Consider the following 24,283-nt stretch of genomic DNA (forward strand, 5'->3'; position numbering starts at 1 on the left):
CGACTCCGATATGTCGCCGAGAGGCCGGCCCGCTGTTCGATCTGGGCGGGCGAAGCAACGTGCACGCACATTTCCCGGTAGTAACAGCACAGATCCAGCCACTACCAAATCCCATGATAGCTGGTCGGCCAACTGCCACCGGTGTGCAAGTGGTTCCGGCGACTAGAGTGTTGCCATGACTTCGCCCACATCCGCCGATCAGGTGGCCGATTCGACCAGGCCACGGTTACCGGCGGACCATCCCGGCGTCAACGAGTTGTTCGCGCTGCTGGCCTATGGCGAAGTGGCGGCCTTTTATCGGCTGACCGACGAGGCGCGGATGGCGCCGAATCTGCAGGGGCGGATCTCGATGGCCAGCATCGCGGCCGCCGAAATGGCTCACTACGAGCTATTGCGCGACGCGCTGGAGCGCCGCGGTGTCGACGTGGTGCCGGCGATGTCGAAGTATGTGTCGGCATTGGAGAACTACCACCGGCTGACGATGCCGAGTACCTGGCTGGAAGCTCTGGTAAAGACGTATGTCGCCGACGCGCTGGCCGCGGATCTGTACCTGCAGATCGCCGACGGGTTACCCGACGAGGTTGCCGACGTGGTTCGGGCGGCGTTGGCCGAGACCGGGCACTCCCAATTCGTGGTCGCCGAGGTACGTGCGGCAGTCACCGCCAGCGGCAAACAGCGCAGCCGTCTTGCGCTGTGGTCACGCCGACTCCTGGGCGAGGCAATCACGCAAGCTCAATTGCTGCTGGCCGATCACGACGAACTGGTCGACTTGGTGGTAGCGGGCTCCGGTGGCCTGGGCCAGCTCAGCGCCTTCTTCGAGCGTCTGCAGCAGACTCACGACCAACGTATGCGCGAACTCGGTCTGGCCTGACCGCTGTCAGCGAGTGCACGTCGCCAGGATCGAGTTGGTGGTCGACGCCACGACCGGCTGACCCTGGGCGTTGACGATCGCACAGTTGAGGCGGCTATAGATGCTGGTCGCGACCACCGACTCGGTCTGCACGCCGGGGTTCAACACCACCATCTTGGTCCACGGCAGCGCCACATTGAACTCGGTGACGGGAAAGCCCCGCTCGTCGGTGTAGACGACGTTGACGATGTCGAGGAGTTGCTTGGTCCCGGTCACGCTGTAGACGACGGCGCGGGGACTCAGCGCCGCCGACGGCGGTGTGCCCGGCTGCGGCGGCACGGCCGTCGGGATTCGCGTCGGCGCAGCGCTGGGAATCGTCACCGTGGTGACGGTTTCGGGGGCCAGCTGCGGCGCCGACGTGCTGGGCCGTGCGCTTGTACTCGGCGGGGGACTCGGTGACGTGCTGGGTGGGGCCGTCGTCCGCGGCGTGGTGGAGACCACCGTCCGGGGCATCGGCGCTCCCACTGGCGCTCCCACCGTCGCTTTTGTCGTGGCGCTGTCGCCGCTGTTGATGATGACCGCGGTCGCGACGGCGCCGAGCGCCACCACCACGCCGAGGATTGCGGCGACGGGGCGCCACCGACTCTCGGTCGACCAGACCAGCTCGCCGTAGCCCTCGTCCTCGTAGCCGTCGTCGTAGCTGCCGTAGCTGTCGTGGTCGTGGTCGTGGTCGTGGTCGTAGTTGTAGCCGTAGCCGTAGCCGTAGCCGTAGCCGTAGTCGTCGTCGGCTTCGGCGGCATGGCTCAACTCGTCCGGGTGGTCCCGGACGTCGCGGGAGTCTCGAGAGCCTCGAGAATCCTGGTACAGGGTGTGATACATGTTGCTGATGAGGCTGATGTTATCGACGCCCGCGGTAACGGTCCGGTGCTCGTTGGCGTGTCCGGCCGAGTTAGACCCAATCGTGATGATGGCGCTAGGGGCCGGGGGTGCGGTCGACGCCGTGAGCGTCTACTAGCCTGCTGCTCAAACGCCTGCGACGTCAGTACCAAAGGAAGGGGCCCCCGTGGAGGTCAAGATCGGTATCACGGACAGTCCGCGCGAGCTGGTCTTTGCCAGTGCACAGACCCCCGATGAGGTCGAAGAACTCGTTGCCGCAGCGCTGCGTGAGGATTCGGGTCTGTTGAGCCTCAGCGACGACCGGGGCCGTCGGTTCCTGATTGATGCCGCCAAGATCGCCTATGTCGAAATCGGCGTCGCCGACGCCCGCCGGGTCGGGTTCGGAATCGGCGCAGACGCAGCGCGGAGCTAGGAGCGGGCAAGGGGCACGTGCGACAGACCACCCCAGGCGAACTGCACGGTGCCCTCGACGGCGTCCGACTTGGAAATGGGGCGGTCGGAATCCAGCCAGTACCGGGCGCAGTCGACGCTCATCCCGACCAAGCCCACCGCGATCATCCGGGCGCGGTGCGGGTCCAGCCCCGAGTCCTCACTGATCAGGGCGAACACCGCGTCGATGCATGATTCGGTGGCAACGCGCACCTGAGCGGCGACCTCGGGCTCGGTGACGTAGTCGTTCTCGAAGATCAGCCGGTACCCCTGGCCGTCGTGATCGATGAAGTCGAAGAATGCCTGCACCGCCGCGTGTAGCCGCCCGCGGTTGTCGGTGGTGGTACGCAGCGCCTGCTGGACGCCGCACACCAGGTTGTCCACATGCCGCTTGAGTACCGCCAGATACAGTTCCAGCTTGCTCGAAAAGTGCTGATACAGAACAGGTTTGCTGACACCAGCGCGGTCGGCGATCTCGTCCATGCCGGCGGCGTGGTAGCCGCGGTCGACAAAGACGTCGCTGGCTACGACAAGCAACTGGCCACGGCGCTCATCGCGGGGCAGCCGATTGCCTTTGCGGTTCGGGGCCGGAACCTCCACTGGCCGCATGCGGTCGGCCGATCTGACGGCACGCCGTTGCGCGGCTTTGGCGAGATCGCTCATCGGTCCTCAATCTGGTCGCGCTGATTCGCGGGCAACTTGCCATCCCCGCGCCCGCACGGTTTATCGCAAGACATTACTACCCGAGGCGCCCGCCGATCCGAACAGACATTGTCGACGCTGGATGAAGGGCTTCGGCCGGCGTATTCGGGCGCGCCAGGGGTGGCAGTCACGGCCGACTGTGCCATCCTGGGGAAATGACGTCCACCCGCCCGCCGGGCAGCACCGCTCGGGTGCCGGTGCTGCGCGAGCCGTGGCGTGAACCGCTGCGGGCCCAGCGTGACCCGCTGGGGCAGGCCGCCGGACGGCCGCGCGTTGACCGCGACAGGCCGCGCCAATGGCGCAAACAAACCTGGCTGGGGCGGTTCGTATCGACCTACGGCTGGCGCGCGTATGCGCTGCCGATCCTGATGGTGCTTACCGCGGTGGTGGTGTATCAGACGGTGACGGGGACGACGTCACCCAGGTCGGCGGTGGCCGCCGCCACCATTCATGACCCGCCCTCCATCGGTTCGGTGGGGACGGCGATCATCGATACGCCGCCTCGCGGTCTGGCCGCATTCGATGCCAACCTGCCGGCCGGAACACTGCCCGATGGTGGCCCCTTCACCGAAGGAGGCGAAAAGTCATGGCGCGTGGTTCCGGGTACCACACCGCAGGTTGGGCAGGGTACGGCAAAGGTCTTCAAATACACCGTCGAGATCGAGAACGGGCTGGACCCGACGATGTACGGCGGCGACAACGCGTTCGCCCAGATGATTGACCAGACGCTGGCCAATCCCAAAGGCTGGACCCACGATCCGCGATTCGCGTTCGTCCGGATCGACGGAACCGACGAGGCAAAGCCCGACTTCCGCATTTCCCTGGTGTCACCGCTGACGGTGCGCGGAGGGTGCGGTTACGAGTTCCGGCTCGAGACCTCCTGTTACAACCCGTCTTTCGGAGCGGACCGGCAGGCACGCGTCTTCATCAACGAGGCTCGCTGGGTGCGCGGAGCCGTCCCGTTCGAAGGCGATATCGGGTCCTACCGGCAGTACGTGATCAACCACGAGGTCGGGCACGCCATCGGGTACCTGCGTCACGAGCCGTGTGACAAGCAGGGTGGATTGGCGCCGGTGATGATGCAGCAGACGTTCTCCACATCCGACGACGATGCAGCCAAGTTCGATCCCGAATGGGTGAAGGCGGACGGCAAGACTTGCCGATTCAATCCGTGGCCATACCCAATCGCCTGACCACGGGCTCGCCGCCGCCGCACGCTCGACGCTCGAAAAGCCGGTGCAGTGGACCGATGACGCCGACCCCGGGAAGCAACACCGCCGGTGTGGGTGTTGATCTCATTGCCGTCGATCCGGACAGCTGCTGTGATGGGTCCTAGATGATGCCCTGACTGTGCCCTGACAAACGCCTGCACAAGCTGAATCGCAAGATGACCGAGGAGATGTTCGGTGTCGACATCGCTACCGCCCCTAGTTGAGCCCGCACCGTCGCTGAGCCGTGAAGAGGTGGCCCGTTACAGTCGCCATCTCATCATTCCCGACCTGGGTGTCGACGGGCAGAAGAGACTCAAGAACGCACGGGTGCTGGTAATCGGGGCCGGCGGGCTCGGATCACCGACGCTGCTTTATCTGGCTGCCGCCGGTGTCGGCACCATCGGCATCATCGACTTCGACGTGGTCGACGAGTCCAACCTGCAGCGCCAGATCATCCATGGCGTCGCCGACATCGGACGGTCCAAGGCCCAGTCGGCGCGTGACTCGATCGTCGCGATCAATCCGTTGGTCGACGTGCAATTGCACGAGTACCGGCTCGAGCCGGGTAACGCCGTCGAGCTGTTCAGGCAGTACGACCTGATCCTGGACGGCACTGACAACTTTGCCACCCGGTATCTGGTCAACGATGCCGCGATACTGGCCGGCAAACCGTACGTGTGGGGTTCCATTTACCGTTTTGAGGGCCAGGTTTCGGTGTTCTGGGAGGATGCGCCCAACGGGCGGGGACTCAACTACCGTGACCTGTACCCGGAGCCGCCACCGCCCGGCATGGTGCCCTCCTGTGCAGAGGGCGGCGTGTTGGGCATCATCTGCGCGTCGATCGCGTCGGTGATGGGGACGGAAGCGATCAAGCTGATCACCGGGCTCGGTGAGACGCTGTTGGGCCGGTTGATGATCTACGACGCGCTGGAGATGACCTACCGGACGATCAGGATCCGCAAGGATCCGTCGACGCCCAAGATCACCGAGCTGGTCGATTACGAACAGTTCTGCGGCGTGGTGTCCGACGATGCCGCGCACGCGGCCAGCGGATCCACGATCACCCCGCGGGAATTGCGCGCGCTGATGGATTCCGGCAAGAAACTGGCGCTGATCGATGTCCGCGAGCGCGTGGAGTGGGACATCGTGCACATCGACGGAGCGACACTGATTCCGCAGTCATCCATCAAGTCGGGTGAGGGCCTGGCCAAGCTGCCCCAGGACCGGATGCCGGTGCTCTACTGCAAAACGGGTGTGCGTTCGGCCGAGGCGTTGGCCGCGCTGAAGAAGGCGGGTTTCTCCGATGCGGTCCACCTGCAGGGCGGAATCGTCGCGTGGGCCCGGCAAATGCAGCCCGACATGGTGATGTACTGAGCCGGATCCGAGCGCCGGTCCTGACGGCCGGTGGTGAGCCCCATTAGTCGGGCTCCTCAGCGGGTCGTGTCGACCCGCTCGGATATGGTCGCCCGACGGTGCCCCATTTGTCGGGCTCCTCAGCGGGTCGTGTCGACCCGCTGAGGAGCCCGACTAGGCTGACCCGTGTGAGTGTCGAGCCACCGCCCGAGCACGTACTGGCGGCATTTGGTTTGACCGGTGTGCAGCCCGCCTCGTTGGGTTCCAGCTGGGAAGGTGGCTGGAGGTGCGGCGAAGTGGTGTTGTCCATGGTGGCCGACCACGCCCGCGCGGCTTGGTCGGCGCGAGTGCGCGAAACGTTGTTTGTCGACGGGGTCCGGTTGGCCCGCCCGGTTCGCTCGACCGACGGCCGGTACGTGGTTTCCGGCTGGCGGGCAGACACTTTCGTCGCCGGCACTCCGGAGGCTCGGCACGACGAGGTCGTCTCGGCGGCGGTGCGCCTGCACGAGGCCACCAGCAAGCTAGAACGGCCACGCTTCCTGACCCAGGGGCCAACGACGCCGTGGGCGGAAGTAGACGTCTTCATCGCCGCCGACCGTGCGGCATGGGAGGAGCGGCCGCTGCAGTCCATTCCGCCCGGTGCCCGGTCGTCCTCGCCGACGGCGGATGCCGAGCGATCGATCGATCTGATCAATCAGCTTGCCACGCTGCGCAAGCCGACCCGGAGCCCCAACCAGGTGGTGCACGGGGATCTATACGGCACAGTGCTTTTCGTGGGAGCGGCGGCACCCGGGATCACCGATATCACGCCCTACTGGCGGCCCGCGTCCTGGGCTGCCGGGGTGGTCGTCGTCGATGCGCTGTCGTGGGGAGAGGCCGACGACGGACTCATCGAGCGGTGGAGCGCGCTGCCGGAATGGCCACAGATGTTATTGCGCGCGTTGATGTTTCGGCTGGCGGTGCATGCGCTGCACCCGCGTTCCACGGCCGAGGCGTTTCCCGGTCTGGCCCGCACCGCGGCGCTGGTCCGGCTAATGCTCTGACAGCCCGGGCGGGAACGCGTAACGCACCTGACCCAGCGTGACCCTGCCGTCGGTGCTGAGCACACCTTCGGCCCGCAACAGCTCCAATTGCCGCCTGGTCAAGTGCCGCGCCGGGCGTCCGGAGGCGGTGATCACCCGGTGCCAGGGCAAATCCGCGGAGTCGGTCCGCATGATCCAGCCGACGATGCGCGGACTGGAAAGTCCAGCCACCGAAGCGATGTCACCGTAGGTCGCGACCCTGCCGGGCGGTATGGCGGCAACCAGCGCGCGCACCCGCTCGATCTGCTCGTCGGTCACCGGTGCCATGGCGAGGGCGTTGCCAGGTGTTGGCGGATCAGCGCGGCAACCTCGGCGGGCTTGGCTTGAGGCACCATGTGTCCACAGTCGAATTCGTGCAGCACAAGATCGACTCCCAGCCGTTGACGGAGGGCGGCGACCAGTTCGTCGCTGACATACCGCGGATCCGCCCGCCCCGCCCGCACCAGTGTTGTCGGGGTTCCGGCCGGAGGCAGCACGATCTCCCGAGCGAGCTCGCTCCAATAACACACCATTGCCGGCAGACTCATTCGCCAGCTATACCGTCCGCTCGGCAACGCGATGAGATGCTCCGCGAGTTCGGCGTCGAGCACGGCGGGATCCACATCGGCCCAGGCTCCCGTCGCCTTCTCCGCGCGCGCCGCGGCCGGATGGGCGTAATCGGGGAATGCCACCATCCCATCGACCACCTCGCGTACCCGCGATCCATCCAGACCGACCGCCGGATCGAGCAACACCAGCGCTGCTATCAGATCCGGACGGACCACCGACAGCCGCAAGGCGACAGCACCGCCGAACGAGTGTCCGACCACCACAACCGGTCCGTCGGCCTGTTCATCGACCAGTGCGGCCAGCGCCGACACATTGGCATCGATGGTCCACGGGGCCGCCCACGATGACCTGCCATGACCCAGCAGATCAGGCGCGGCGATGGTGGCCTCGGGCAAGCGGTCGGCCAAGAGTTCCCAGCACTGCCCATGCTCGGTGACTCCGTGAATGGTCAGCACCTGGACAGGGCCGGACGGACCGTAACGGTGGACGTGGAGGTCGACAGTCACAGGTCGATGGTGCCAGGCCAGATCACTGCGTGCCGTCGATGGGGCCCGGGGCGACGGTGCTAGCGGTCGAGGTCCGCGTCGTCGTCCGATACCGGAACGATATAGGCCTGATCGATCACGTCGGCTTCGTTGGCTTCGCGATCCGCGGCATCGCTCAGGTAGGTGGTGTCCAACCCCGCTTCGTCGTCGAAATCGACGGTGCGGTGCTGCTCCGCCGCATCCGCTTCGGGAACCTGATCCTGCGGACCTAGTCCGTCGGCATTGCCCATAATCGATACTCCTGCTGTAGCTCCCCGGCTGCTGGCCGGCCACGTTGCCCCTGCAGTCCGGCCCGCAGTCTCGGGTCACGGCCACTGCGTATTGGCAGCTTCTCGCTGGGTCTTCCAGAACTTCCCGATCAACCATTAGGACCAGTGGCGACCAGTTACCTGCATTGTGCCACCTGCTCGCCGGGACGCTGCGATGCCCTATCGCTTCGGGCCCGTCGCGGTCCCGCGCCACTCGGTGGCGGCTGGCTGCGTTGGGTTCGCCGGCGATGAAATGCGGTGTACGCCAGAAGGATCGAGAACAGCCGCGGCCACCGAATCGGAAAAAATTTCGGTTGTCATGCTTGCGCACGGCCAGTCGAGGTGGTAGATAGAACCTATGACCATCAACATAGATAATCGTTGCGGCTAGGAGGCGAAATATGATGTTGGTGCGTTCAGATCCACTCCGTGCATTCGACCGTTGGACCGAGCAAGTGCTGGGCACTCCGGCGCGCCCGGCCGTTATGCCGATGGATGCCTGGCGGGAAGAAGGCCAGTTCATCGTCGAATTCGACCTACCGGGCGTGGACCCTGACTCGCTCGACCTCGACGTCGAACGCAATGTGCTCACGGTGCGCGCAGAGCGCCCCGATCTCGATCGCGAGCGCGAGGTGGTCGCGGCCGAGCGGCCGCGCGGCGTCTTCAGCCGGCAGCTGTTCCTGGGCGACACCCTTGAAAGCGACAGAATCGAGGCCAGCTACCACGACGGCGTGTTGCGCCTGACCATTCCGATCGCGGAGAAGGCCAAACCGCGCCGTATCGAGATCAGCCACAACGGGGAGCGCACGCCGATCAATGCCTGACGGCATTGGTTTCCAGCCGCTCCGACTATTGGTTGCAACGGATCTCGACAAGGAGGTGATGACGCCGGATTGACATCTGCTTGACGCTTGCGGCCCTCCGTGCCGTCTGTCGCCACAATCGACGCGCGACGGAGTCCGTAACCGCAGCGCATTGCCACCCAACGTGGTTGAGGTGAGGCTGCGCGGAGGGTGCCGGTAGAAGTGGGCGCGCCCGGGACGGCGCGCCCACTTCCAGCAGCAACCCGCCATCACTCACGAAAGGCGCGGTGCTACTCCATGATTGACCTCTACGCAATCCTTGGCGTTCCGCCCACGGCAACGCAGACCGAAATAACCCATGCCTACCGGCGCCAATTGCGCAGGTGCCACCCGGACTTGCGGTCCGGCGAACCGGACTCGGGCGCCGACGAACGGCTGCGGCAAGTTCTGGCGGCCTACCGCGTGTTGCGCGATCCGCAGCTGCGCGACGACTACGACCGCGCGGTTGCTCGCGTTCGGAAACACCGGCCCTCGGCTCGAATCGCGGTCAGACGCAATGACTCTGTCCACGTCGGTGCGACCCTGTGGGCGGGGCCTGTGCGCTGGCATCGGTGACGGCCGGCTGCTGCAGACCGCGTTCGATCGCCGTTGAGGCCGCTCGATCAGTTGAGACCGACCCCGCCCCCGGGGGGCTTCACCGGCCCTGGCCGCCAGAGCTTGTCAGACCCTCGTGGTTGCATGCGGCTATGTCATTGAGCTGGGATGCCGAGGCGCGCGAGCTGCTCGTGCCGGGAATGCGCGGGTTGGTGCGCGTGTTGGGCGGCCCCGGGACCGGTAAGAGCAGCCTGCTGGCCGAGGCCGCGGTTGCGCATATCGCCGCGGGTGCCGATCCGGAATCGGTTCTGCTACTTACCGGTTCGGGCCGGCTGGGGATACGTGCACGCAGCGCGTTGACGTCGGCGTTGCTGCGGTCGAGCAGGATTGGATCCGGCCGGTCGGCGGTCCGCGAGCCGCTGGTGCGTACCGTGCACGGCTACGCCTATGCACTATTGCGACGGAACGCGGAGCGTACCGGTGAGGGGCCGCCGCGGCTGCTCACCAGTGCCGAGCAGGATGCGATCATCCGCGAGCTGCTAGCCGGCGACCTCGAGGACGCAGCGGCCTCACAATCCGCCTGGCCGCAGCATCTGTGGCCGGCGCTGAGCACCGCCGGATTCGCCAACGAATTGCGAAATCTGTTGGCACGCTGTTTTGAGCGTGGCGTAGATCCGTGGGATCTGGAACGGCTGGGCCGTCGCTGCGGGCACCCAGAATGGATTGCCGCCGGCCGCTTCGCCCGCCAATACGAGCAGGTGATGTTGCTGCGTTCGGCGGCCGGGATGGCGGCGCCACAGGCGACGGCACGGGCATTGGGCGCCGCTGAACTCGTCGGGGCGGCGTTGGACGCCTTTGCGGTCGATCCGGGACTATTGGCAGCCGAGCGCGCCCGTGTCCGGCTGCTGCTGGTCGACGATGCTCAGCAACTCGATCCGCAGGCAGCCCGGCTGGTCCGCGCGCTGGTTGCGGGTACCGAACGTGCCGTGGTGGCGGGTGACCCCAACCAGGCCGTATTCGGTTTCCGCGGCGGCGAGCCCGCCGGGTTACTGGGCGGCGCTGTCGATGGCGGACGCTTAGTGACCTTGACGGTGTCGCATCGCTGCGCGCCCGCGGTGGCGCGTGCCGTCAGTGGCATCACCCGGCGGTTGCCCGGTGGCAGCGCCGGAAAACAGATCGAGGGCACCGGGGAACAGGACGGTTCGGTTGCAGTGCGGCTGGCCACTTCGGCGCATGCCGAAGCGGCGATGATTGCCGATACTCTGCGACGAGCCCATGTGATCGACGGGGTGCCGTGGTCGCAGATGGCGGTGATCGTCAGGTCGGTGCCGCGCGCCGCCGCGCGGCTGCCCCGGGCACTGGCTGCGGCCGGAGTCCCGGTGGCCATGCCGACGATGGGCGGGTCGTTGTCGCAGGAACCCGCCCCGGCTGCGCTGCTCACGGTCTTGGCTGCGACCGCTGACGGGCTCACCGGTGAGCGGGCATTGGCCCTGCTCACCGGGCCCATCGGCCGCGTCGACCCGGTTACGCTCCGCCAGCTGCGGCGGACGCTGCAGCGGGGCCGGTCCGGCGATTCACCGGGTGATTTCGGTGACGTACTGGCACAGACGCTTTCCCCCGAAGCTGAATCGCACCCGCAGTTCTCAGGGCCGCAGGCCGGCCCGCTGCGGCGAGTGCGTGCCGTGCTCGCCGCGGCCGCACGGTGTCACCGTCAGGGTCAAGATCCGCGGTACACGCTGTGGGCGGCGTGGCACCGCTCAGGTCTGCAAAGTCGCTGGCTGACGGCCAGCGAGCGCGGCGGCCCGGCGGGTGTCCAGGCCGCGCGGGATCTGGAATTGGTGACCACCTTATTCGACATCACCGACCAGTACGTCTCCCGAACTTCGGGTGCGTCCCTGCGCGGACTCATCGAGTATGTCACCGCTCTGCAGCTGCCACCCGTCAGCGCCGAGCCGGTATCGCAGACACAACAGGTGACGGTGCTCAGCGCACACGCCGCCCTGGGACACGAATGGGATCTTGTTGTCATAGCTGGATTACAGGAAGGGCTGTGGCCCAACACAATTCCGCGTGGTGGTGTGTTGGCTACCCAGCGGCTGCTCGATGAACTCGACGGCGTCACCCAAAGCGCCTCTGCCCGGGCGCCGCTGCTGGCCGAGGAACGCCGGCTCTTGGTGGCCGCCATGGGTCGGGCCCGGCGCCGGTTGCTGGTGACAGCCGTCGACAATGACGCCGGCGGAGGCGGCCAGGAACCGGCATTACCGTCGGCATTCTTTTTCGAGATCGCCCGTTTGGCTGATGGTGGCGGCGAACCCGCGGCGGCGCAGGCGGAGTCGGCACCGCGTGTCCTGTCGGCCGCGGCGGTGGTGGGTCGGTTACGGGCTGTCGTGTGTGCACCTGACGGCACGGTCGATGACGCGGCTCGTGCGTGTGCGGCAACGCAATTGGCGCGGTTGGCCATGGCCGGTGTGGCAGGGGCCGACCCGGACGGGTGGCACGGGCTGATCCCGGTCAGCACCAGTGAACCGCTGTACGGCAGTGGGGATGTGGTCACGTTGACGCCGTCGAGCCTCCAGACGCTCAGCGAGTGCCCGTTACGGTGGCTGACCGAACGCCACGGCGGAGCCAAGCCGCGTGAGCTGCGCTCCGCCGTCGGTTCGGTGCTGCACGCGCTGATCGCCGGCCCGGGCCGGAGTGAAGCTCATCTGCTGGCCGAATTGGACCGGGTGTGGCGGCGGTTGCCCTTCGACGCGAGCTGGTATTCGTCCAATGAGCTTGCCCGACACCGCGCGATGATCCAGTCGTTTGTCGAGTGGCGAGCGCGGACCCGTGGTGAGTTGACCGAGGTCGGCGTCGAGATCGAGGTGGACGGCGTCCTGCAGACCCGCCGCGACGACGGCGGAAAGATCCGGCTGCGCGGCCGCGTCGATCGGCTCGAACGCGACGGCGCGGGGCGGTTGGTGATCGTCGACGTCAAAACCGGCAAGACGCCGGTGAGCAAGGACGATGCCCAACAGCATGCGCAACTGGCGATGTATCAGCTGGCGGTCGCCGAAGGGATGGTGCCCGCAGGGGACGAGCCCGGTGGTGCGCGTCTGGTCTATCCCGGGAAGTGCGCGACGACCGGCGCCACTGAACGCCAGCAGGATCCGTTGACGCCGGCCACCCGTGATCAATGGCGCGGTCTGGTGCGGCAGGCTGCCGAGGCGATGGCCGGGCCGCAGTTCATCGCCCGACGCAACGACAGTTGCTCGAACTGCCCGATCCGTCCGTTTTGTCCGGCACACACCGACAGGTCATCGCTGTGAATCATGCCCGCTACAGCCCCGCCGAATTAGCTTGTGCACTGGGGCTTTTCCCGCCCACGGAGGAGCAGGCGGCCGTGATCGCCGCGCCGCCGGGCCCACTGGTGGTCATCGCCGGGGCCGGAGCCGGCAAGACCGAGACGATGGCAGCGCGGGTGGTGTGGTTGATCGCCAACGGCTACGCCGAACCCGGCCAGGTGCTGGGCCTGACGTTCACTCGAAAGGCCGCCGGCCAACTGCTGCGCCGCGTCCGGTCTCGACTGGCGCGGTTGGCCGGGCTGGAACCCGGCGCGGCGGCGTGCGAGTCCGCGGGCACTCCGGTGGTCAGCACATACCACGCATTCGCCGGGTCGTTGCTGCGTGACTACGGATTGCTGCTGCCCGTCGAGCCCGACACCAGCCTGCTCACCGAGACAGAGCTGTGGCAGCTGGCGTTCGAGGTGGTCAACGGATATCGCGGTGAGTTGCGTACTCAGAAGACCCCGGCGGCGGTCACCGCGATGGTGCTGCGGTTATGGGGCCAGCTCGCTGAGCACCTGGTGGACACCGGGCAACTCCGCGACACCCACGTTGAGCTGGAACGACTGGTGCACACCCTGCCGCCGGGCCCCTATCAGCGCGACCGCGCCCCCAGCCAGTGGTTGCTGCGGATGCTGGCCACCCAGAATGAGCGCGCCGAGTTGGTGCCGTTGCTGGATGCGTTGCTAGAACGCATGCGGGCCGAGAAGGTGATGGACTTCGGGTTGCAGATGGCGTCTGCCGCACGGCTGGCGGCGTCGTTCCCGCAGGTCGGCCGCGAACTGCGGAACCAATTCCGGGTGGTGTTGCTCGACGAGTACCAGGACACCGGCCATTCCCAGCGGGTCGCCTTGTCGTCGTTGTTCGGCGGCGGAGTCGATGACGGGCTGGCGCTCACGGCGGTCGGGGACCCGATTCAGTCGATCTACGGCTGGCGCGGTGCCTCGGCGACGAACCTGCCGCGCTTCACCACCGACTTCCCTCTCTCCGACGGCACACCAGCGCCGATCTTGGAGCTACGGACCAGTTGGCGTAACCCGCCGCGAGCGCTGCACCTGGCAAACGCCATTTCCGCGGAGGCGCGCCGGCGATCGGTCGCGGTGCGTGCATTGCGGGCACGCCCGGACGCCCCGCCCGGGACCGTTCGCTGCGCACTGCTCCCCGATGTGCAGGCCGAACGTGACTGGATCGCCGACCATCTTCAGCGGCGCTATTTGCGGGCTCGGGCCGACGGGGTCGGCCCCCCTACCGCAGCCGTGCTGGTGCGCCGCAACGCTGACGCGGCACCCATCGCCGATGCACTGCGTGCTCGCGGGATCCCGGTCGAAGTGGTTGGGCTGGCCGGCCTGTTGTCCATTCCAGAGGTCGCCGACGTGGTGGCCATGCTGCGTCTGGTGGCCGAGCCGACGGCCGGAACCGCGGCGATGCAGGTGCTGACCGGTCCCCGCTGGCGGCTAGGTGGCCGGGACCTGGCAGCGCTATGGCGGCGCGCGCTGGGCCTGGCGGGCGGCCCGAACGAATCGTCGCCCGAGTCGATTGCGGCGGCAGCCGGCCCGGATAGCGACACCCCATGTCTGGCCGACGCGCTCAGCGACCCGGGTCCGGCCGACTGCTACTCGGCGGCAGGGTACCGGCGCATCGTGGCCCTGGCCGGCGAACTGAAACTGCTACGTGCACAACTCGGCCATTGCCTGCCGGATCTGGTTGCCGAGGTGCGCCGCGTGCTGGGTGTCGACTGCGAAGCCCGCGCCAAATCGGCCGCTACCGCAGAGTGGTCCGGCACCGAGCATCTCGACGCTTTCTCGGACGTGGTAGCGAAATACGCCGAGCGGGCTACCTCGTCGTGCACGGAAGTGCCGGCAAAGGCGTCGGTGGCTGGTCTGCTGGCCTACTTGGACGTGGCCGCAGAAGTGGAAAACGGCCTGCCCCCCGCGCAGCCGGCGGTTGCACGCGACAGGGTGCAGGTGCTCACCGTGCATGCCGCCAAGGGCTTGGAGTGGCAGGTCGTGGCGGTCGCGCACCTGTCGGGTGGAGTTTTCCCGTCGACCGCGTCGCGGAGCACTTGGTTAACCGACCCCGGTGAGCTACCACCACTGCTGCGCGGCGACCGCGTCTCGACCGGGGTGCTCGGTATCCCGGTCCTGGACACCTCGGCGGTGACCAATCGAAAACAGCTGTCGGACAAGATCTCTGAGCACCGTCGTCAGCTCGATCAGCGACGTGTCGATGAGGAGCGCCGGCTGCTGTATGTCGGCGTCACTCGTGCCGAGGACACCCTGTTGGTATCGGGTCACCAGTGGGGCGCTACCGGGGTCAAGCCTTGCGGGCCGTCGGAATTTCTCTGCGAAGTCAAAGACATCATCGATCACTCGGTTGCGGCCGGCGATCCGTGCGGGATTGTGGACCAATGGGCTCCCGCACCGGCTGAAGGTGAGCGTAACCCATTGCGGGACAACGCTATCCAAGCGGTCTGGCCAGCTGAACCGCTGGGCGCGCGGCGCGCTGACGTGGAACGCGGGGCCCGGCTGGTGGCTGAGGCAACAGCGGCCGAAGTGATCGACGCCGGGGTCGCTGACACCGAGGGGTGGGTCCAGGACGTCGATGCGTTACTGGCCGAACGTGCGCGGGCGGTGCAACCGCCGGCCCGCGAGCTGCCGGGCCAGTTGTCGGTCAGCGGTCTGGTGGAGCTGGGCCGCGATCCAGCGAAGGCGCGGCAGCGGCTAGCCCATCGTCTGCCGTCGCGTCCGGATCCGCAGGCTTTGCTGGGCAACGCTTTTCACTCGTGGGTCCAGCGGTTCTACGGAGCCGAATTGCTGTTCGATCTCGGAGACCTTCCGGGTGCCGCCGACCCTGAAGTAAGCAACGCCGAAGAGTTGGCCAAACTGCGGGCGGCCTTCACCGCATCGCCCTGGGCTGCTCGCACCCCCATCGCGGTAGAAGTGCCGTTCGAGATGCCGGTTGGCGACACCGTGGTTCGCGGCCGCATCGATGCGGTGTTCGCCGACCCCGACGGCGGCGTCACCGTGGTCGACTGGAAAACCGGTGAGCCGCCACGCGGGCCGGAAGGCAGGCGGCAGGCCGCCGTCCAGTTGGCCGTCTACCGGCTGGCGTGGGCTGCGCTGCTCGGCTGCTCGGAGTCATCGGTACGCACCGCGTTCTACTACGTCCGCAGTGGCATCACCGTTGTTCCCGATGAGTTGCCCGACGGTGCGGCGTTGGCCGCGCTGCTGGCTGACTCCGCTCGCCGTTGCGACACCTGATCGTGGTTACATGTTTCTCGTGCCTGTGTCGTGCTTTGGGATCAGCCGATGACGGATTCCCGTGGCGAAAGGTAGTTGGCGGCGGCTGAGGCGTCTCGACGAGAGGTTGACGGTCCAGCCGAGTTACGCACTCGTCGGCGTGTTGCGCATTCCTTCGGGTCGGGCCAGTCCCGCGCGCATCATCACCCGCCGAGTGGCCATTGCCTTGACGGCGTTGTTGGTCGGCGCCATTACCGTCTACGTCGATCGGGACGGATACCACGACTCACAGGGCGACGAACTGACGTTTTTGGATTGCCTCTATTACTCGGCGGTGACGTTGTCGACGACCGGTTATGGCGACATCACACCCATTTCCGAATTCGCGCGCGCGACCAACGTCTTGATCATCACACCGCTGCGCATCGCGTTCCTGATCCTGTTGGTCGGGACGACGCTCGAGGTGGTCACGGAGACGTCCCGGCAAGCACTGAAGATCCAGCGTTGGAGGAACAGAGTGCGCAACCATACCGTCGTCATCGGCTATGGGACCAAAGGCAAAACGGCGATTACCGCGATGCTCGGCGACGAGGTGGTCCCCGGTGAGATTGTCGTCGTCGACACCGACCGGACGGCCCTCGACCGTGCGGCGGCGGCGGGGTTGGTCACCGTACATGGCGACGCCACCAAATCCGACGTGCTGCGGTTGGCCGGTGCTCAGCATGCGGCCTCGATCATCGTTGCCGCGAGCCGTGACGACACGGCGGCGTTGGTGACTTTGACCGCCCGCGAGATCTCGCCCAAGGCCAAGATCGTGGCTTCTATCCGGGAGGCCGAAAACCAGCATCTGCTCGAGCAATCGGGGGCGGACTCGGTGGTGGTTTCCTCCGAGACGGCCGGCCGATTGCTTGGCCTTGCCACCACCACACCCAGCGTTGTGCAGATGATCGAGGATCTGTTGACGCCGGATACCGGGCTGGCGATTGCCGAACGCGAGGTGGAGCCGAACGAAGTCGGCGGTTCGCCGCGGCATCTGGGGGACATCGTGCTCGGCGTCGTCCGCAACGGACAACTATTGCGTATCGGAGCACCTGAGGTGGACGCCATCGAGGCCGACGACCGTCTCCTCTACGTCCGCAACACGGGGCACTAGTGGCGATCGCAAGCTCGGCGGAGCCGGGCGTGGCGGGTCGCCGCGTGGTGGGTTCCGTGGCGATCGCAAGCTCGGCGGAGCCGGGCGTGGCGGGTCGCCGCGTGGTGGGTTCCGTGGCGATCGCAAGCTCGGCGGAGCCGGGCGTGGCGGGTCGCCGCGTGGTGGGTTCCGTGGCGATCGCAAGCTCGGCGGAGCCGGGCGTGGCGGGTCGCCGCGTGGTGGGTTCCGTGGCGATCGCAAGCTCGGCGGAGCCGGGCGTGGCGGGTCGCCGCGTGGTGGGTTCCGTGGCGATCGCAAGCTCGGCGGAGCCGGGCGTGGCGGGTCGCCGCGTGGGCATCAGGGCATAGCGTGGACTTCCGGCTGCGGGACGTTCCATTCCTGTCGCGGATCGGCGCCGACCGAGCCGACCACTTGCGTACCGATGTCGACGCGGCGGCTGCCGGCTGGGCCGATGCGGCGCTACTGCGGGTGGATTCGCGCAACCAGGTCCTGGTTGCCGAAGGCCGAGCGGTGCTGGGTCCGGCGGCCACTCTGGGCGACAAGCCACCGCCGGAGGCGGTGTTCCTGGGTCGCATCGCGGGCGATCGTCACGTTTGGGCGATCAGGGGCGCACTGGAGCCCCCCGAGGATCCGGATGTAGAGGCCGAAGTAGTGGACCTTCGCAGGCTGGGGAAGATCATCGATGACACCAGCAGCCAATTGGTGTCGTCGGCATTGGCTTTATTGAACTGGCATGACACCGCGCGATTCAGCCCGGTCGATGGCAGCCCGACCAAACCCGCCAGGGCCGGATGGTCACGCGTCAGCCAGATCACCGGTCACGAGGAGTTTCCCCGTATCGACGCGGCGGTGATCTGCCTGATTCACGACGGCGGTGATCGCGCGGTATTGGCCCGCCAAGCGGCATGGCCGCCGCGGATGTTCTCCCTGCTGGCAGGCTTCGTCGAGGCGGGTGAATCGTTCGAGGTATGCGTGGCCCGCGAGATCCGTGAGGAAATCGGTCTGACCGTCCGTGATGTGCGCTACCTGGGCAGCCAACCCTGGCCGTTCCCGCGCTCGCTGATGGTGGGCTTCCATGCCGTAGCCGACCCGGATCAAGATTTTTCATTCCACGACGGCGAGATCGCCGAGGCCGGCTGGTTCACCCGCGACGAAGTGCGTGCGGCGCTGGACGCGGGCGACTGGACAACCACCTCATCAGAGTCGAAGTTGCGACTACCGGGGTCCGTCTCGATTGCCCGCATCATCATCGAATCCTGGGCGGCGGCGCGCGACTGAACTGCCGCGATCGACTACTTGACGCGATCGCAGATCGCGTCAAGCACGGTATTGGCGATCCGTTCAGCTGGTTCGATGCCCAATACGCCGACAGACATCAACACCGCGTTCTTGACGCGGTACAGGTGGCTCCATCCTTGGTCGGTGATCCGCAGCGTGGCGGGGTCCGGCTTGTCCACGTTGAACGTGTACTTGGGGTCATGTAATGCCATGCACGCGTTCAGCGACGCTTCCAGCTGCTCGAGTGCTGCGCGCGCTGCATTCGCGTCCGGGTAGATGGCAACGGCTTGACTGACCGAATCCACCAGAGCCATGCCGCCGGGGCGTATTTCGTCGGTGACGCCGCTGTAGCCGGCACTCCGGAACTCTATCCAGCCGCTGGCGAATGTGAGATCGCTGGTCCCGGCCGCCCGGCAGGGGCCCGGCGCGTTCAGGTCGCCTGGTGGCGGATGACGCAAGTCCGCGTGTGAATGTGCGGTCAGTTCCTCGTAATTGGCGATACGCCGTACCTCTTCGACGCCGATGATCAACGCATCGGCACCCGACAGCGGCGTGGTGGTGGTGCTCGGCTTCGCTGAAGTCCCTTTGTGCGAGCACGCGGTGATCACGAGTAGCGCAGTGCAGATGATGAACAGCGACTTGCCCGTGCCGGCAAGGGCGACGCGAATATCTGCCGCTTGCCACTTCAGCCGGAGCGCCAGATATGTCACGCCCGAGCGGGTTGAGCCGGTTGGCCTCATCGTTGATAGCCATTTTCTGCGGACCGCCGTCCGCGGTTGGGTGGCGCTTATGGTACCGGCGAGTTATGCCCGGAGGTCGACGCCGTAATTCTTATCGTACGGGCGACCGGACCTCTTGTTGGGCACCTTTGCCCAGGCGACGGCCCGTGTCTGGCGCGCCGGGTGAATGGCCGACACCGGGCCGCCTCAGCCGCCGACGTCTGCCAGTTTGGCTTTGACCACGTTTGCGCTCGGGTTGGTCAGCGTTGAGCCGTCGGCAAACCTGACCGTCGGGACCGTCCTGTTGCCGCCGTTGACCGCGGCGACAAACTCCGCGGCCGCGCTGTCGTGTTCGATGTCGACCTCGGTGTACGTGATCCCCTCTGTCTTGAGCGCCGTCTTGAGCCGGAAACAGTAGCCACACCATGACGTCGTGTAGATGGTGAGCGCAGCGTTGGTCATAGCTGGTAAACGTAGCCCGGCGGCCATGCGGGCCACCGAGTGGGCCGGAGCGAGGGCATCACCCGCTTACTGGGCAGCCCTGGCGAGCCGGCGGCACCGGCGGCGACGCAGGCCGCGCCCGGCGGCGCGTCGAAACGCCCGGCTTGTCGGCCGCCACTGCCAAGATGGACGCTATGCCGATGGTCGCAGACGCACTGACCGCCGCACTGGACGACGAGCAGCGCCAAGCCGTATTGGCTCCTCGCGGACCTCTCTGTGTGCTCGCCGGAGCCGGAACCGGGAAGACGCGCACCATCACGCACCGGATCGCCCACCTGGTCAGCAGTGGTCATGTGGCTGCCGGCCAAGTACTGGCGGTGACGTTCACCCAGCGCGCGGCGGGGGAGATGCGCGCGCGGCTGCGGGCACTGGGCGCCGCGGCGCAGGTCGGTTCGGGCGTCGGCGCGGTGCAGGCCCTGACCTTTCATGCGGCGGCGCATCGCCAGCTGCGATATTTCTGGCCACGCGTGGTTGGTGACATCGGCTGGCAGTTGCTGGACACCAAGTTCGCCGTCGTGGCCCGCGCGGCCAGCCGCACCAGGCTCCAGGCCAGCACCGATGATGTCCGGGATCTCGCCGGCGAGATCGAGTGGGCCAAAGCCTCGCTGATCGGTCCCGAGGATTACCCGAGCGAGGTGGCGGCCGCGCGTCGGGACACCCCGCTGGACGCGGCACGCATCGCGGCGGTCTACTCCGAATACGAATCCCTCAAAGTCCGCGACGACAGCGTCACCCTGCTCGATTTCGACGACCTGCTGCTGCATACCGCGGCCGCTATCGAAAATGACGCCGCGGTGGCCGAGGAGTTCCGGGATCGCTACCGCTGCTTCGTCGTCGACGAATACCAGGACGTCACACCGCTGCAGCAGCGGGTGCTGTCGGCATGGTTGGGGGATCGCGACGATCTGACGGTCGTCGGCGACGCCAATCAGACCATCTACTCATTCACCGGAGCCTCCCCACGGTTCCTGCTCGAGTTCTCCCGTAGCTTTCCCGACGCGACTGTGGTGCGCCTGGAGCGCGACTACCGGTCCACTCCGCAGGTGGTGTCGTTGGCCAATCGGGTGATCGAAGTCGCTCGGGGACGAGTCGCGGGGAGCAAGTTGCGGTTATCCGGCCAACGTGAGCCGGGTCCTGCCCCGTCGTTCCAGGAGTATCCCGACGAACCCGCCGAGGCTGCCGCCGTGACGGCGTCGATCGGCCGGCTGATCGAATCCGGTACTGCGCCTTCCGAAATCGCGATTCTGTACCGCGTCAACGCACAGTCCGAGGTCTACGAGGAAGCGCTGACCGAAGCGGGCATCGCCTATCAGGTACGCGGCGGCGAGGGATTCTTCGACCGCCAGGAGATCAAGCAGGCGCTGGTGGCGTTACAGCGTGCCGCTGACCGGGGTACCGATGCTGCATTGCCCGACGTGGTCCGCGGTGTTCTGGAACCGCTGGGGTTGACGGCACACGAGCCGGCAGGTGCTCGCGCCCGGGAACGCTGGGAGGGACTCACCGCTTTGGCGCAACTGGTCGACGACGAGGTGGCGCAGCGTCCGCATTTGCAGCTTCCGGGACTGCTTGCGGAGCTTCGGGCCCGAGCCGACGCGCGGCATCCGCCGGTGGTGCAGGGCGTCACGCTTGCCTCACTGCATGCGGCCAAGGGCCTGGAGTGGGATGCGGTGTTTCTGGTCGGATTGGCCGACGGCACGTTACCCATCTCGCATGCGCTGGCGCACGGCCCCGACAGTGAGCCGGTCGAGGAAGAGCGTCGCCTGCTTTATGTCGGAATCACCAGGGCCCGAGTGCATTTGGCCCTCAGCTGGGCGCTGGCTCGGGCGCCGGGCGGTCGCCAGAGCCGTAAGCCGTCACGGTTCCTCAACGGCATTGCGCCGCAGACGCGTGCCGAACCGGGTGCGGGCAAAGCCCGTCGCAACCGGACCACTGCCCGCTGCCGGGTCTGCAACAAGGAGCTGATCACCCCGGCAGCCGTCATGCTGCGGCGATGTGAAACGTGTGCCGGCGACGTCGACGAAGAGTTGCTGCTGCAGCTGAAGTCGTGGCGGCTGAACATCGCCAAGGAACAGAACGTGCCGGCCTACGTCGTCTTCACCGACAACACACTCATCGCGATCGCCGAGATGCGCCCCGACGACGACGAGGCGCTCATCGCCATTCCGGGTATCGGTGCCCGAAAGCTGGAACAGTACGGAGCCGACGTGCTCGACATGGTCAGGCGGGCTCGCTGAGCAACGAAACCGCAGGTCAGAAAATCGGTTGTCATCGGCAGCCGTAACCGACTACCCTCGAAACGCACTTTGCTGCCGGCGTTGAGGGCTGGCAGATTCGCAAGCGGTACGAGAGGAGGGTAGCCACGATGCTCGACATCAGCGTGTTCGGTGCGAGCGTGGCTGCCGCGGCGTCAACCGCGGGAACCCCTCATGCCGCAGCCGCACCGGCGGCAGCGGCTAAGCACCGCGTCGCCGCCGCGACTGACGCGTCCGTGGATCGGAGCCCAACGTAGACACCTAGACACTGCGTAACAGCCCAGATTCGCCTAATGGCCACGGACCGAAGTCACCAGGATCCGTGGCCAAATTTGTTGGGGGCCAACCTCCCACCTGGTCCGGATCACCTTCGAAACACGGCCCCAAGACCAGGAAGCAGGTGAGCCAGAACATGTCAGCACTGACAGTCCCCAAAAATCGGCTGCCGGCGTTGCCATGCCATGTGGGTAATCCCGACCTATGGTTCGCCGACACCCCAGCTGATCTCGAGCGCGCCAAAGCACTGTGCACAGGGTGCCCGGTTCGGCGTCAATGCCTGGCGGCCGCGCTGGAACGTGCCGAGCCATGGGGCGTCTGGGGCGGCGAGATATTCGAGCGAGGCGCGATCGTCAGTCGCAAGCGTCCGCGGGGGCGTCCCCGCAAGGTCGCCGCTTAGGTGGTCCGGACCCGGCTCGCCAAGAGCCGGGCCCGGCCTTGTGGAGACATTCGGCGCCGTCACTCGGCGAAAGCGCACGGGCCGCGGACGGCAAGTTCTGCGCCGCGTGCCCGGCTCGACCGCGTATCAGACCACAGCCGTATCCGGTTCGGCGAAGCCAGGAATCAGCTCCTCGGTCAGTGACTTGATCGGCACGTGGGCATCGAGCTGGCAGAGGATTGCGGCCACCGATGCGATGACCCGCATTGGAATCGCCAGCTTGGCCGGCAGGTCCATTTGCCGCGCCACCTTGATCTGCGCCACCGACCGGTCGAACTGACTCACGGTCATCCGCTGCAGCCACTTGCGGGTGTAGTGGAAGACGTCGACTTCGATGGGTTCGACGTACTGGCGCAGCATCTCATCGATCTCCCGGACCGAGACCTGCTGTCCCTGCTGGATGAAACCGGCCTTCTCCATGGTCGGCAACAGCAGGTCGTAATTCTTGTCGCGGGCCAGCCGGATCGTCATTCCCAGCTCGATGGGGTAGCCGCCGGGCAGTGGTGCCACGGCGCCGAAGTCGAGGACCCCCATTCGACCGTCCGGCAGCAACATGAAGTTGCCGGGGTGGGCGTCACCGTGCAGCATCCCTAGCCGGCGTGGCGCGTCGAAGGTGAGCTCTATCAGGCGGGTCCCGATCAGGTCGCGCTGTTCTTGGTTGCCGTTGCGGATGATCGCCGACATGGGCACCCCGTCGATCCACTCCTGGATCACCACCTTGGGTGCGCTGGCCACCACCCGCGGCACCGCGAAGTGTGGGTGGTCGTGGTACGCCTTGGCAAAAGCCCGCTGGTTGTCGGCCTCCAACCGGTAGTCGAGCTCCATCTCGGTGCGTTCGATCAGTTCGTCGACCACACCTTGAACATCGGCGCCCGGCGAGAGCTGCTTGAGCACGCCGACCATGCGCTGCATGGTCTTCAGATCGGCTCGGAGGGCCTCGTCGGCACCTGGGTACTGAATCTTGACGGCCACTTCGCGGCCGTCGGACCACACCGCCTTGTGCACCTGGCCGATGCTGGCCGAGGCAACCGGGGTGTCGTCGAATGAACTGAACCGTTCACGCCACTTCGTGCCCAGCTGTGCATCGAGCACCCGGTGGACCTTGGCCGCGGGCAGCGGCGGGGCATCCTTCTGCAGCTTGGTCAGCGCATCGCGATAGGGCTCACCGAACTGCTCGGGAATGGCTGCTTCCATCACCGACAACGCCTGGCCGACTTTCATCGCCCCGCCTTTGAGCTCGCCGAGGACGGTGAACAACTGGTTGGCGGCCTTCTCCATCAGCTCGGCGGTGACCTCGTCCTTCGACTTGCCGGTCAGCCGTTTGCCGAAGCCAAGAGCCGCCCGGCCGGCCATGCCGACCGGAATGCTGGCCAGCTTGGCGTTTCGCGCAGCGCGGCCGCGTTTGATGTCTGACACATACCCATCATCCATGACGGTTGCGCCAACGGGGTATTGATCCGGCATCAACCGGCCGCGCGTGTACGGCGGGCCTGGGCGGCTCAGCACCGCACCGACGGCCCCCCCGCCTTGGGCTCGCCGGATAACGGGGCGGATTTTCGGATCGCCGCGGGCACAGCCGCTATGTAGTCTCTTGCAGGTCGCAACGGTGTGACGCATCGATCCCCACATCCGGAGGGTGGACCGCCAAAGCCATGTCAGCAAAACAAACGCAGCACGACACCGCCGACGCCTTATTCAGGGCGATCATCGAAACGCTGGACAAGCACCGCAAAGACGGCACCTTGACCGAAGGCGTGCTGGACGACTTGGCCAGAGCCTATGCCGCGGTCTCCACGAACGTCCCGGAGCAGGGCCGCCTCGGCTAGATGCCGTCACGGCC

General features: G+C 66.6%; 22 protein-coding genes. 14 read left to right on the forward strand and 8 right to left on the reverse strand.

All coding sequences use genetic code 11. From position 1 onward, the window contains the following. Positions 1-175: 175 nt before the first annotated feature. Positions 176-871: a ferritin-like fold-containing protein gene (locus MKAN_RS20680; RefSeq protein ID WP_023371720.1), complete on the forward strand. Its 696-nt coding sequence runs from the start codon at positions 176-178 to the stop codon at positions 869-871. Positions 872-877: 6 nt separating this feature from the next. On the opposite strand, the gene MKAN_RS20685 is transcribed toward MKAN_RS20680, so the two are convergent. Beyond that, complete coding sequence (locus MKAN_RS20685) at positions 878-1,456, reverse strand: hypothetical protein (protein ID WP_036391743.1); 579 nt, start codon at positions 1,454-1,456, stop codon at positions 878-880. 457 nt (positions 1,457-1,913) lie between these two features. Here MKAN_RS20685 and MKAN_RS20690 point away from each other — a divergent pair, with 457 nt between their 5' ends. Further along, a complete protein-coding gene (locus tag MKAN_RS20690) occupies positions 1,914-2,159 on the forward strand; it encodes a DUF3107 domain-containing protein (RefSeq protein WP_023371726.1) in 246 nt (81 codons plus the stop codon). On the opposite strand, the gene MKAN_RS20695 is transcribed toward MKAN_RS20690, so the two are convergent. Continuing rightward, positions 2,156-2,839, reverse strand: a complete 684-nt coding sequence (locus MKAN_RS20695; RefSeq protein WP_023371728.1) for an HTH-type transcriptional activator FasR — start codon at positions 2,837-2,839, stop codon at positions 2,156-2,158. The genes MKAN_RS20690 and MKAN_RS20695 overlap by 4 nt on opposite strands. A 194-nt stretch (positions 2,840-3,033) precedes the next feature. Here MKAN_RS20695 and MKAN_RS20700 point away from each other — a divergent pair, with 194 nt between their 5' ends. The 3 genes from MKAN_RS20700 to MKAN_RS20710 all read left to right on the forward strand — a co-directional run bounded on the left by MKAN_RS20700 (position 3,034) and on the right by MKAN_RS20710 (position 6,485). Then, positions 3,034-4,071 (forward strand): DUF3152 domain-containing protein, encoded by a 1,038-nt coding sequence (locus MKAN_RS20700; protein WP_023371730.1) that lies wholly within the window; start codon positions 3,034-3,036, stop codon positions 4,069-4,071. A 213-nt stretch (positions 4,072-4,284) separates the two neighbouring features. Beyond that, positions 4,285-5,463 carry an adenylyltransferase/sulfurtransferase MoeZ gene (moeZ, locus tag MKAN_RS20705; RefSeq protein ID WP_023371732.1) on the forward strand — a complete coding sequence of 393 codons (1,179 nt, stop codon included), beginning with the start codon at positions 4,285-4,287 and terminating at the stop codon, positions 5,461-5,463. 167 nt (positions 5,464-5,630) lie between these two features. After that, positions 5,631-6,485 carry a TIGR02569 family protein gene (locus MKAN_RS20710; protein WP_023371734.1) on the forward strand — a complete coding sequence of 285 codons (855 nt, stop codon included), beginning with the start codon at positions 5,631-5,633 and terminating at the stop codon, positions 6,483-6,485. Here the strand turns inward: MKAN_RS20710 and MKAN_RS20715 are convergent. The 3 genes from MKAN_RS20715 to MKAN_RS20725 are packed head-to-tail and all read right to left on the reverse strand — an operon-like array spanning position 6,474 to position 7,848. Continuing rightward, positions 6,474-6,791 carry an MGMT family protein gene (locus tag MKAN_RS20715; protein WP_023371736.1) on the reverse strand — a complete coding sequence of 106 codons (318 nt, stop codon included), beginning with the start codon at positions 6,789-6,791 and terminating at the stop codon, positions 6,474-6,476. The two genes, MKAN_RS20710 and MKAN_RS20715, sit on opposite strands and share 12 nt — an antisense overlap. Then, positions 6,779-7,579, reverse strand: a complete 801-nt coding sequence (locus MKAN_RS20720; RefSeq protein WP_023371738.1) for an alpha/beta fold hydrolase — start codon at positions 7,577-7,579, stop codon at positions 6,779-6,781. Before MKAN_RS20720 ends, MKAN_RS20715 begins: the two co-directional genes overlap by 13 nt. Before the next feature lie 59 nt (positions 7,580-7,638). After that, on the reverse strand, positions 7,639-7,848 hold the full coding sequence (locus tag MKAN_RS20725) for a hypothetical protein (RefSeq protein WP_023371740.1): 210 nt from the start codon (positions 7,846-7,848) through the stop codon (positions 7,639-7,641). A 419-nt stretch (positions 7,849-8,267) separates the two neighbouring features. On the opposite strand from MKAN_RS20725, the gene MKAN_RS20730 reads away from it, so the two are divergent. The 6 genes from MKAN_RS20730 (at position 8,268) to nudC (ending at position 18,256) form a co-directional block, all read left to right on the forward strand. Beyond that, positions 8,268-8,690 carry an Hsp20/alpha crystallin family protein gene (locus tag MKAN_RS20730; protein ID WP_023371742.1) on the forward strand — a complete coding sequence of 141 codons (423 nt, stop codon included), beginning with the start codon at positions 8,268-8,270 and terminating at the stop codon, positions 8,688-8,690. Positions 8,691-8,966: 276 nt separating this feature from the next. Next, positions 8,967-9,284, forward strand: a complete 318-nt coding sequence (locus tag MKAN_RS20735) for a J domain-containing protein (RefSeq protein WP_023371744.1) — start codon at positions 8,967-8,969, stop codon at positions 9,282-9,284. A gap of 131 nt (positions 9,285-9,415) precedes the next feature. Next, on the forward strand, positions 9,416-12,571 hold the full coding sequence (locus tag MKAN_RS20740) for an ATP-dependent helicase (protein WP_023371746.1): 3,156 nt from the start codon (positions 9,416-9,418) through the stop codon (positions 12,569-12,571). Further along, positions 12,562-15,846, forward strand: coding sequence for an ATP-dependent helicase (locus tag MKAN_RS20745; protein ID WP_225722953.1), 3,285 nt, complete (start codon positions 12,562-12,564; stop codon positions 15,844-15,846). The genes MKAN_RS20740 and MKAN_RS20745 overlap by 10 nt, the downstream gene beginning before the upstream one ends. Positions 15,847-15,907: 61 nt before the next feature. Beyond that, the gene (locus MKAN_RS20750) at positions 15,908-16,978 is read left to right on the forward strand and encodes a potassium channel family protein (protein ID WP_023371750.1); all 1,071 of its coding nucleotides are present in this window, start codon (positions 15,908-15,910) and stop codon (positions 16,976-16,978) included. Between the two features lie 348 nt (positions 16,979-17,326). Further along, entirely contained in the window at positions 17,327-18,256 is a 930-nt protein-coding gene (gene nudC / locus MKAN_RS20760) for an NAD(+) diphosphatase (RefSeq protein WP_023371753.1), read from the forward strand. Between the two features lie 14 nt (positions 18,257-18,270). Here nudC and MKAN_RS20765 read toward each other — a convergent pair whose 3' ends face one another. Together MKAN_RS20765 and mrx1 are read right to left on the reverse strand one after the other, a co-directional pair. Next, positions 18,271-18,996: a sensor domain-containing protein gene (locus MKAN_RS20765; protein WP_023371755.1), complete on the reverse strand. Its 726-nt coding sequence runs from the start codon at positions 18,994-18,996 to the stop codon at positions 18,271-18,273. Positions 18,997-19,182: 186 nt separating this feature from the next. Then, the gene (gene mrx1 / locus MKAN_RS20770) at positions 19,183-19,437 is read right to left on the reverse strand and encodes a mycoredoxin Mrx1 (RefSeq protein ID WP_023371757.1); all 255 of its coding nucleotides are present in this window, start codon (positions 19,435-19,437) and stop codon (positions 19,183-19,185) included. A gap of 173 nt (positions 19,438-19,610) precedes the next feature. Here mrx1 and MKAN_RS20775 point away from each other — a divergent pair, with 173 nt between their 5' ends. Next, a complete protein-coding gene (locus MKAN_RS20775) occupies positions 19,611-21,710 on the forward strand; it encodes an ATP-dependent DNA helicase UvrD2 (RefSeq protein WP_099184662.1) in 2,100 nt (699 codons plus the stop codon). A 430-nt stretch (positions 21,711-22,140) separates the two neighbouring features. After that, a complete protein-coding gene (locus MKAN_RS29910; protein ID WP_080674262.1) occupies positions 22,141-22,404 on the forward strand; it encodes a WhiB family transcriptional regulator in 264 nt (87 codons plus the stop codon). A 126-nt stretch (positions 22,405-22,530) separates the two neighbouring features. On the opposite strand, the gene MKAN_RS20780 is transcribed toward MKAN_RS29910, so the two are convergent. Beyond that, positions 22,531-23,874, reverse strand: a complete 1,344-nt coding sequence (locus tag MKAN_RS20780; RefSeq protein ID WP_023371762.1) for a macrolide-binding ATPase MABP-1 — start codon at positions 23,872-23,874, stop codon at positions 22,531-22,533. A 221-nt stretch (positions 23,875-24,095) separates the two neighbouring features. Between MKAN_RS20780 and MKAN_RS30715 the strand changes: the two genes are divergently transcribed. Further along, on the forward strand, positions 24,096-24,269 hold the full coding sequence (locus MKAN_RS30715) for a hypothetical protein (protein WP_023371764.1): 174 nt from the start codon (positions 24,096-24,098) through the stop codon (positions 24,267-24,269). The last annotated feature ends 14 nt before the right edge of the window (positions 24,270-24,283 follow it).

The sequence above is a fragment of the Mycobacterium kansasii ATCC 12478 genome, assembly GCF_000157895.3.
Taxonomy (GTDB): Bacteria; Actinomycetota; Actinomycetes; order Mycobacteriales; family Mycobacteriaceae; genus Mycobacterium; species Mycobacterium kansasii.

Bases quoted from the DNA above. Each gene is read 5' to 3' on its own strand.
- MKAN_RS20680 (WP_023371720.1), top strand. From the start codon at position 176: ATGACTTCGCCCACATCCGCCGATCAGGTGGCCGATTCGACCAGGCCA.
- MKAN_RS20695 (WP_023371728.1), bottom strand. From the start codon at position 2,839: ATGAGCGATCTCGCCAAAGCCGCGCAACGGCGTGCCGTCAGATCGGCC.
- MKAN_RS20700 (WP_023371730.1), top strand. From the start codon at position 3,034: ATGACGTCCACCCGCCCGCCGGGCAGCACCGCTCGGGTGCCGGTGCTG.
- MKAN_RS20715 (WP_023371736.1), bottom strand. From the start codon at position 6,791: ATGGCACCGGTGACCGACGAGCAGATCGAGCGGGTGCGCGCGCTGGTT.
- MKAN_RS20725 (WP_023371740.1), bottom strand. From the start codon at position 7,848: ATGGGCAATGCCGACGGACTAGGTCCGCAGGATCAGGTTCCCGAAGCG.
- MKAN_RS20730 (WP_023371742.1), top strand. From the start codon at position 8,268: ATGATGTTGGTGCGTTCAGATCCACTCCGTGCATTCGACCGTTGGACC.
- MKAN_RS20735 (WP_023371744.1), top strand. From the start codon at position 8,967: ATGATTGACCTCTACGCAATCCTTGGCGTTCCGCCCACGGCAACGCAG.
- MKAN_RS20740 (WP_023371746.1), top strand. From the start codon at position 9,416: ATGTCATTGAGCTGGGATGCCGAGGCGCGCGAGCTGCTCGTGCCGGGA.
- MKAN_RS20765 (WP_023371755.1), bottom strand. From the start codon at position 18,996: ATGAGGCCAACCGGCTCAACCCGCTCGGGCGTGACATATCTGGCGCTC.
- mrx1 (WP_023371757.1), bottom strand. From the start codon at position 19,437: ATGACCAACGCTGCGCTCACCATCTACACGACGTCATGGTGTGGCTAC.
- MKAN_RS20775 (WP_099184662.1), top strand. From the start codon at position 19,611: ATGCCGATGGTCGCAGACGCACTGACCGCCGCACTGGACGACGAGCAG.
- MKAN_RS29910 (WP_080674262.1), top strand. From the start codon at position 22,141: ATGTCAGCACTGACAGTCCCCAAAAATCGGCTGCCGGCGTTGCCATGC.
- MKAN_RS20780 (WP_023371762.1), bottom strand. From the start codon at position 23,874: ATGGATGATGGGTATGTGTCAGACATCAAACGCGGCCGCGCTGCGCGA.
- MKAN_RS30715 (WP_023371764.1), top strand. From the start codon at position 24,096: ATGTCAGCAAAACAAACGCAGCACGACACCGCCGACGCCTTATTCAGG.